Raw genomic sequence first — 8,080 nt, 5'->3', positions numbered from 1 at the left:
GGCATCACGGTCAACCGCAACGCCGTGCCCAACGACCCGCGGCCGCCGATGGTGACCTCGGGTCTGCGGATCGGTACCCCGGCGCTGGCCACGCGTGGTTTCACGGCCGAGGACTTCGCCGAGGTCGCGGACGTGATCGCGCAGGCGCTGAAGCCGTCCTACGACGCCGAGGCCCTCAAGGCCCGGGTCACCGCCCTCGCCGACAAGCACCCGCTCTACCCCGGCCGTTAGTCCGTTCCGCGCGGCGTGCCGGGACCGTGCGGCACGCCCTGCCTCTTCCCACGGAGCATGGCGTGGCAATCAGCGTCTTCGACCTGTTCTCGATCGGCATCGGCCCGTCCAGTTCACACACCGTGGGCCCGATGCGCGCAGCCGGGCTGTTCGCCGCCCGGCTGCGGCAGGACGGCGTACTGCACCGAACGGCCACCGTGCGGGCGGAGTTGTACGGCTCCCTGGGCGCGACCGGTCACGGCCACGGCACCCCGAAGGCGGTGCTGCTGGGACTGGAAGGCGCGTCGCCGCGCACGGTGGACGTGGAGACGGCGGACGACCGAGTGGAGACGATCAAGTCCACCGGTCGCCTGTCCCTGCTCGGCGAGCACGAAATCGCGTTTGATGCCGGGGACCTGGTCCTGCACCGCCGCAAGGCCCTGCCGTACCACGCCAACGGCATGACGATATGGGCGTACGACGACTCGGGTGCGGAGCTGCTGTCGAAGACCTACTACTCCGTCGGCGGCGGATTCGTCGTCGACGAGGACGCGGTCGGCGCCGACCGCATCAAGCTCGACGACACGGTCCTGAAGTACCCCTTCCGCACCGGCGACGAACTGCTCCGCCTCACCCGGGAGACCGGCCTGTCGATCTCCGCCCTGATGCTGGAGAACGAACGAGCCTGGCGCACCGAGGACGAGATCCGCGCGGGCCTGCTGGAGATCTGGCGCGTGATGCGCGAGTGCGTGCAGCGCGGCATGACCCGCGAGGGCATCCTCCCCGGCGGCCTGCGCGTCAAGCGCCGCGCCGCCACCACGGCCCGCAAACTCCGCTCCGACGGCGACCCGCAGGCCCTCGCCATGGAGTGGATCACCCTCTACGCCATGGCAGTAAACGAGGAAAACGCCGCAGGCGGCCGAGTCGTAACCGCCCCGACCAATGGCGCCGCCGGGATCATCCCAGCCGTCCTGCACTACTTCCTGGAATTCGTGCCCGGCGCCGACGAGGACGGCGTGATCCGCTTCCTCCTCGCCGCGGGCGCCATCGGCATGCTCTTCAAGGAGAACGCCTCCATCTCCGGCGCCGAGGTCGGCTGCCAGGGCGAGGTCGGCTCCGCCTGCTCCATGGCGGCCGGTGGGCTCGCCGAAGTCCTCGGCGGCAGCCCGGAACAGGTCGAGAACGCGGCCGAGATCGGCATGGAGCACAACCTGGGCCTGACCTGCGACCCGGTCGGCGGCCTCGTCCAGATCCCCTGCATCGAACGCAACGGCATGGCCGCCGTCAAGGCGGTCACCGCCGCCCGGATGGCCCTGCGCGGGGACGGACGGCACCACGTATCCCTCGACAAGGTCATCAGGACCATGAAGCAGACGGGCGCCGACATGAAGGTCAAGTACAAGGAGACCGCTCGTGGCGGGCTCGCCGTGAACGTCATCGAGTGCTGAGGAGGCGGGCCGTGGGACGCGTGACCGAGCGGCGACCGGTGCTGCGGATCCGCGACGGCCGGGCGAGCCGCCGCCCGGACACCCTGGTCGCGGAAGAGCCGCTGGAGATCCGCCTGAACGGCAGACCGCTCGCCGTCACCATGCGTACCCCGGGTGACGACTTCGCGCTGGCCGTCGGTTTCCTGGTGAGCGAGGGAGTCGTGGGCCGCGCCGAGGAGGTGGCCAACGTCGTGTACTGCGCGGGCGCCACGGCCGACGGCTCCAACTCCTACAACGTCGTCGACGTGCGGCTCGCCCGGGGCGTACCACTGCCCGCCATCACGCTGGAGCGGAACGTGTACACCACCTCCTCCTGCGGCCTGTGCGGCAAGGCGAGCCTGGATGCCGTACGGACGACGGCGCGTTGGGCGATCGCCGACACACCGCCGGTCCGCGTCACCCCGGAGCTGCTGGCCGCACTGCCGGACCAACTGCGGGCCGCGCAAAGGGTGTTCGACCGAACGGGCGGACTGCACGCGGCCGCGCTGTTCTCGCCCGAGGGTGAACTGCTGGACCTGCGCGAGGACGTGGGCCGCCACAACGCCGTCGACAAACTCATCGGCCGCGCACTGCGCGACGACGCGCTGCCGCTCTCCCGGGCCGTGCTGCTGGTGTCGGGGCGGGCCTCCTTCGAGCTGGCGCAGAAGGCCGTCATGGCGGGCATTCCGGTGCTGGCCGCGGTCTCGGCGCCCTCCTCCCTCGCCGTGGACCTGGCCACGGGGACGGGGCTCACGCTGATCGGCTTCCTGCGCGGCGGTTCCATGAACGTGTACGCGGGCGGGCACCGCATCACGGCGGAGGCCGGCGCATGACCGGCCGCGACGGCTTCCCGCGCCGCGTCGCGATGCTCAGCGTCCACACCTCACCCCTGCACCAGCCCGGCACGGGCGACGCGGGCGGCATGAACGTCTACGTCGTCGAACTCGCCCGGCGCCTGGCCGCCCGCGGTATCGAGGTGGAGGTCTTCACCCGGGCCACGTCGGCGGACCTGCCGCCCAGGGTCGTACTCGCCCCCGGCGTCCTGGTCAGGCACGTGGCCGCGGGACCGTACGGGTGCCTGGCCAAGGAGCACCTCCCGGCGCAGCTCCGTGCCTTCGCACACGGAGTGACCCGGACCTGGGCCGGACAGCACCACGGCCACTACGACCTGGTCCACTCCCACTACTGGCTCTCCGGTCACGTGGGCCGGCTGACCGCCGCCCGCTGGGGCGTCCCGCTCGTCCACGCCATGCACACCATGGCCAAGGTCAAGAACGCCCACCTCCCCCACGGCGACACCCCCGAGCCCGCCGCCCGTGTGCGCGGCGAGACCCAGGTCGTACGCGCCGCCGACCGGCTGATCGCCAACACCGCCGAGGAGGCCGACGCCTTGGTCCGCCACTACGCCGCCGACCCGGCCCGGGTCGCCGTCGTCCACCCCGGGGTCGACCTGGACCGCTTCTCGCCCGGCGACGGCCGTGCCGCCGCCCGCGCCCGGCTGGGGCTCCCGCCGGACGCGCTGATCCCGCTGTTCGTGGGCCGGGTGCAGCCCCTGAAGGCGCCGGACGTCCTGTTGCGTGCGGTGGCCCGGCTGCTGGAGCGGCGGCCGGGGCTGCGGGAGCGGATCGTGGTGCCGGTGGTGGGCGGACCCAGCGGCAGCGGTCTGACCGAGCCGGAGGGCTTGCAGAAGCTGGCCGCCCGGCTCGGGATCTCCGACGTGGTGCGGTTCCGGCCGCCGGTGCGCCAGGAGCGGCTGGCCGACTGGTACCGGGCCGCGTCCGTGCTGGTCATGCCGTCGTACAGCGAGTCCTTCGGGCTGGTCGCGGTGGAGGCGCAGGCGTGCGGGACGCCGGTCGTCGCGGCACGGGTGGGCGGGCTGCCGGTGGCCGTACGGGACGGGGTGAGCGGTGTGCTCGTACGCGGGCACGATCCGGCGGACTACGCCCGTGCCCTGGAGACCTTCGCCGACAACCCGGAACGCTCCGCCCGCATGGGCGGGGCCGCCGTGCGCCATGCCGGGAACTTCGGCTGGGAGACGGCAGCGGCGGCCACGGCGGAGGTGTACGCGGCGGCCCTGCCGCGGACGCACCGGCGCAAAGCGCTCGACGCGTCGGCCGGGGTGTGCCTAGGGTGATCTTCGCGGCATCGCGTGCCGGTCACCGGCCGGGTGAGGCATGGAGGCGCCGCGGATGTGCCCACGGAGGCATTCGTCTTGTCCGTAGAGCTCAATCACACCATCGTTCCCTGTAGTGACCGGGAAGAGTCCGCCCGCTTCTTCGCCCGCGTCCTCAACCTTCAGGTCGGCGAACCCGCGGGGCCCTTCCTGCCCGTCGACACCGAGAACGGCGTCACGCTGGACTTCGCGACCGTCGGCGGTGACATTCCGACCCTGCACTTCGCGTTCCTCGTCTCGGAGGCCGAGTTCGACGGCATCCTCGCCCGGCTCGTCGAGGAGCGGATCCCCATCCAGGCCGACCCGCACGGCCGGCACCTCGGCCGGATCAACCGCAACGACGGGGGCCGGGGCGTGTACTTCCGCGACCCGTCCGGACACGCCCTCGAAGCACTCACCCGCCCCTACGGCTCCGACCCGACCTCGGAGCTGAACGGGGTGACCGAAGAAGTGCCGGGCGCGGCCGTGAGCCGATCCGTGCGGTGAGCAGTGCTCTCTGAAGGAGGCGGAGATGACCGAGCAGTCCCACGAACCGTCCGGAGCCTTCGCGACGGACCGTTCCGCGGAGGTCGTCGCCGCCTCCTTCGCCGCCGCGCCGGACGAGCGCCTGCGTGAGATCCTCACCTCGCTCGTGCGGCACGCCCACGCCTTCGTCAAGGACGTGGGCCTGACCGCCGAGGAGTGGGCCGAGGGCATCCGCTTCCTGACCGAGACCGGCCACCGCTGCGACGCGACCCGGCAGGAGTTCATCCTGCTCTCCGACGTCCTCGGGGTGTCCTCGCTGGTGGAGTCGCTCGCCAGCCCGACGGACGGCCACTGCACCGAGGCCACCGTGGAGGGCCCCTTCCACCTGGTCGACTCGCCGGCCCGCGCCCTCGGCGACACCATCGACGAGACCGGCCGCAGCGGCGAGCCGTGCCTGGTCACCGGCCGGGTCACCGACACCGACGGAGAACCGGTGCCCGGCGCACGGGTGGACGTCTGGCAGGCCGACGCGGACGGCTACTACGACGTCCAGCGGCCCGGCGAGATCCCGGCCGGCAACCTGCGCGGCCTGTTCACCGCCGACGCCGACGGCGCCTTCTGGTTCCGCACGGTCGTCCCCCGCCACTACCCGATCCCCACCGACGGCCCCGTGGGCGCCCTGCTCAGGGCCACCGGCCGGCACGCCAACCGCGCCGCCCACATCCACTTCCAGATCTCCGCGCCCGGCGTGCGCACCCTGACGACCCATCTGTTCGCCGCGGACTCCCCGTACTTGGACTCCGACGCCGTGTTCGGCGTCCAGGAGAGCCTGATCCGCCCGTTCGCCCCCACCGACGACCCGGCCCGCGCGGCGTCCCACGGGCTGCCGAACCCGTTCCGGCACGTGGACTTCCCGATCACGGTGCGCCGGTTGTAGGCCGCGGGCCCTGGGGCGGTCGTCCGCCCCAGGGCCCGTCCCCTCCGCAGCCTCCGCCGCCTCAGGGAAGCACGACGATCTTGCGGCCCTGGCCCGCAGCGAACTGCTCCAGCGCCTTCGGGTACTCCGACAGCGGCATCCGGTGGCTGATGAACACCTGCGGGTCGAGCACCCCCGTGGCGAACAGGTCCGCCGCCCGCTCGTAGCTGTGCAGCACCGCCATGGAGCCGGTGATGGTGATCTCCTGGTTGTAGATGCGGTACGGCGAAATGGTCGCCGTGGTCGCGTAGTCGGAGACCCCGAACTGCAGGAACGTGCCGGCCTTGGCGACCCGCTCCAGGCCGTCCTGGATGGCGGCGGCGTTGCCGGTCGCGTCGACGACCACGTCCCAGCCCTCCGGCCTGCCCAACTCGTCGGCGGACAGGGCGGTTCGGGTGCAGCCCAGCTTCTCCGCCGTGGCCAGCCGCTCCGGGTTGACGTCCACGACCTCCACCGAGGCGGCGCCGGTGCGCTTGGCCAGCTCCAGCATCATCAGGCCCATCGTGCCGCTGCCGTAGATCAGCACCTTCGAGGCGAGGCGGCTGTTGAGCACGTCGTAGCCGCGCACCGCGCAGGACAGCGGCTCGATGAGCGCCGCGTCCTGGACGTCGACGTGGTCGGGGAGCCGTACGCAGTTGGCGACGGGGGCGACGGCGTACTCCGCGGCGCCGCCGGAGACGGTGACACCGATCGCCTGCCAACGGTCGCACAGGTTGTTGCGGCCCACCCGGCAGTAGCGGCACTCGTTGCAGTACAGCGAGGGGTCCACCGCGACCCGGTCGCCGATGGAGAGTTCGGTGACCTCGGAGCCGAGGCCGACCACCACCCCGGCGAACTCGTGGCCCGGCACGACCGGCAGGGTGGGCGCGAACTCGCCCTGGAGGATGTGCAGATCGGTTCCGCACAGTCCGCAGGCCGCCACGTCGACCACGACCTCGCGCGGTCCGGGCGTGGGGTCGGGCACCGTGGTGACGGTGACCTTGCCGGGGGCTTCGATGACAGCGGCCTTCACTTGACTGCTCCTAGGGACAGGCCCCGGACCAGCTTGTCCTGGGCGGCGAAACCGGCGATGAGGACCGGCAGGGAGACCAACGTGGCGGCGGCGCACAACCGGGCGAGGAACAGGCCCTCGCTGGTGATGAAGCCGACCAGGAACACCGGCGCGGTGGAGGCGTTGGTGGCGGTGAGGTTCACCGCGAACATGAACTCGTTCCAGCTGAAGATGAAGCAGATCAGCGAGGTGGCCGCGAGCCCCGGCATGGCGACCGGCGCGACCACCCGCCACAGCACGGTCATCAGGTTGGCGCCGTCGACCTCGGCGGCCTCCAGGATCTCCTTGGGCACCTCGGCGAGGAACGAGCGCATCATCCACACCGCGATCGGCAGGTTCATCGCCGTGTAGAGGATGACCAGCGTCCACACGTTGTCCAGCATCCCGGCGTCCTTGACGATCAGGTACACCGGCAGCAGGGCCGCGATCGCGGGCAGGAACTTGGTGGACAGGAAGAAGAACATCACGTCGGTCCACTTCTTGACCGGCTTGATGGACAGCGCGTAGGCCGCCGGCACCGCGAGCGCGAGCACCAGGACCGTCGAAATGACACTGGCCATAGCCGAGTTGAGAAGGAACGGCGTGATGTCCCGTTCGAACAGCAGCTTGTACTGGTCGAGGGTGACGGGGGCGAACAGGCTCGGCGGGTTGGTCGCCGCGTCTGCCTCCTGGTGGAAGGAGGTGAGCACCATCCACGCCACCGGTGCGAAGAACGCCAGCGTGGCCAGCCAGGCGATGAACGTCCAGAAGGGGGACAGGCGCGCGGTCATCGGGACACCTCCTCACGGAACAGCGACGCGATGGTGCGCAGCGCGAAGGTCGCGATCACGATGGAACCGAGCACGACGACCACACCGGCCGCGGCGGCCTGGCCGTACTCGAACTTGCGGAACATGGTCAGGTAGATCTCGTAGGGCAGGTTGGTGGTCTGCGAGCCGGGGCCGCCCTGGGTGATCGTGTAGACCGCGTCGAAGGTCTGCACGACGTAGATCGTGCCGAGCAGGATGCCCAGCTCGATGTACTGGCGCAGATGCGGCAGCGTGACGAAGCGGAAGGTCTGCATCGGCGACGCCCCGTCCATCCGGGCCGCCTCCAGTACGTCACCGGGCTGCGCCTGCAGACCGGCCAGCAGGATCAGCATCATGAACGGCGTCCACTGCCAGACCAGCGAGATCACGACCGCGGGCATGGGGTACGTCGACACCCAGTCGATGGTCGGCCCGTTCTCCGCGCCGAAGAGGCGGTAGACGGCGTTGAGGGTGCCGTTGAGCAGGCCGTAGTCGGGGTTGTAGATGGCGTGCTTCCACAGCAGCGCCGCCGCCACCGGCATCACCAGGAACGGTGCGATGAGCAGGGTGCGGGCCAGGCCCCGGCCGACGAACTTGCGGTCGAGCAGCATCGCCAGGGCCAGCCCGAGCAGCACGCTGAGGATCACCACCGACGCGGTGAGCACGATGGTGTTCAGGACCGCCGTGCGCAGCCGCTCGTCGGTGAAGACGAAGGTGAAGTTGTCCAGGCCGACGAAGTGCCGCTCGCCCGGCTTGAGCACGTTCCACTGGAACGTGGAGATGACGATGGTGGCCACGAAGGGCAGCTGGGTGACGACGATCGTGAACACGAGCGCCGGCAGCAGCGGGATACGGCGGCGCCAGGGGCCGACGCCTTTCTTGGTGCGCTGACGGCTGGGCGGTGGCGCCGTCTTGGGCGGGGCGGTGAGCGTGGTCATGGGAGGTTCCTCT

At 71.1% G+C, this 8,080-nt stretch carries 8 protein-coding genes and 1 pseudogene; 6 read left to right on the top strand and 3 right to left on the bottom strand.

From position 1 onward, the window contains the following. From ACZ7L7_RS08755 to ACZ7L7_RS08730, 6 genes and pseudogenes are all read left to right on the top strand, one after another. A pseudogene (locus ACZ7L7_RS08755) lies at positions 1 to 231 on the top strand (serine hydroxymethyltransferase); the annotation flags it as partial. A gap of 62 nt (positions 232 to 293) precedes the next feature. Further along, positions 294 to 1,658: an L-serine ammonia-lyase gene (locus ACZ7L7_RS08750; protein WP_285512438.1), complete on the top strand. Its 1,365-nt coding sequence runs from the start codon at positions 294 to 296 to the stop codon at positions 1,656 to 1,658. Between the two features lie 11 nt (positions 1,659 to 1,669). Further along, complete coding sequence (gene fdhD, locus ACZ7L7_RS08745) at positions 1,670 to 2,509, top strand: formate dehydrogenase accessory sulfurtransferase FdhD (RefSeq protein WP_472075366.1); 840 nt, start codon at positions 1,670 to 1,672, stop codon at positions 2,507 to 2,509. Further along, entirely contained in the window at positions 2,506 to 3,810 is a 1,305-nt protein-coding gene (mshA, locus tag ACZ7L7_RS08740; RefSeq protein WP_471591829.1) for a D-inositol-3-phosphate glycosyltransferase, read from the top strand. The genes fdhD and mshA overlap by 4 nt, the downstream gene beginning before the upstream one ends. Before the next feature lie 78 nt (positions 3,811 to 3,888). Beyond that, positions 3,889 to 4,335, top strand: coding sequence for a VOC family protein (locus ACZ7L7_RS08735; protein WP_285512435.1), 447 nt, complete (start codon positions 3,889 to 3,891; stop codon positions 4,333 to 4,335). 25 nt (positions 4,336 to 4,360) lie between these two features. Further along, positions 4,361 to 5,251, top strand: a complete 891-nt coding sequence (locus ACZ7L7_RS08730) for a dioxygenase family protein (RefSeq protein WP_453608320.1) — start codon at positions 4,361 to 4,363, stop codon at positions 5,249 to 5,251. Positions 5,252 to 5,312: 61 nt separating this feature from the next. Here ACZ7L7_RS08730 and ACZ7L7_RS08725 read toward each other — a convergent pair whose 3' ends face one another. From ACZ7L7_RS08725 to ACZ7L7_RS08715, 3 genes are read right to left on the bottom strand one after another with little or no spacing between them, the layout of a single operon-like run. Then, positions 5,313 to 6,302 (bottom strand): zinc-dependent alcohol dehydrogenase family protein, encoded by a 990-nt coding sequence (locus ACZ7L7_RS08725; RefSeq protein WP_285512434.1) that lies wholly within the window; start codon positions 6,300 to 6,302, stop codon positions 5,313 to 5,315. Beyond that, the gene (locus ACZ7L7_RS08720) at positions 6,299 to 7,111 is read right to left on the bottom strand and encodes a carbohydrate ABC transporter permease (RefSeq protein ID WP_285512433.1); all 813 of its coding nucleotides are present in this window, start codon (positions 7,109 to 7,111) and stop codon (positions 6,299 to 6,301) included. The genes ACZ7L7_RS08725 and ACZ7L7_RS08720 overlap by 4 nt, the downstream gene beginning before the upstream one ends. Then, positions 7,108 to 8,067 (bottom strand): carbohydrate ABC transporter permease, encoded by a 960-nt coding sequence (locus ACZ7L7_RS08715; protein ID WP_285512432.1) that lies wholly within the window; start codon positions 8,065 to 8,067, stop codon positions 7,108 to 7,110. The genes ACZ7L7_RS08720 and ACZ7L7_RS08715 overlap by 4 nt, the downstream gene beginning before the upstream one ends. Positions 8,068 to 8,080 lie beyond the last annotated feature (13 nt).

It is taken from the genome of Streptomyces sp. NPDC110618, assembly GCF_055657065.1.
The sequence above is the reverse complement of the archived record's forward strand: the minus strand, read 5'-3'. Positions and strand labels throughout refer to the sequence as shown.

Coding starts and splice junctions, on each gene's coding strand:
- ACZ7L7_RS08720 (WP_285512433.1), bottom strand. CDS start 7,111: ATGACCGCGCGCCTGTCCCCCTTCTGGACGTTCATCGCCTGGCTGGCC.
- mshA (WP_471591829.1), top strand. CDS start 2,506: ATGACCGGCCGCGACGGCTTCCCGCGCCGCGTCGCGATGCTCAGCGTC.
- ACZ7L7_RS08715 (WP_285512432.1), bottom strand. CDS start 8,067: ATGACCACGCTCACCGCCCCGCCCAAGACGGCGCCACCGCCCAGCCGT.
- ACZ7L7_RS08730 (WP_453608320.1), top strand. CDS start 4,361: ATGACCGAGCAGTCCCACGAACCGTCCGGAGCCTTCGCGACGGACCGT.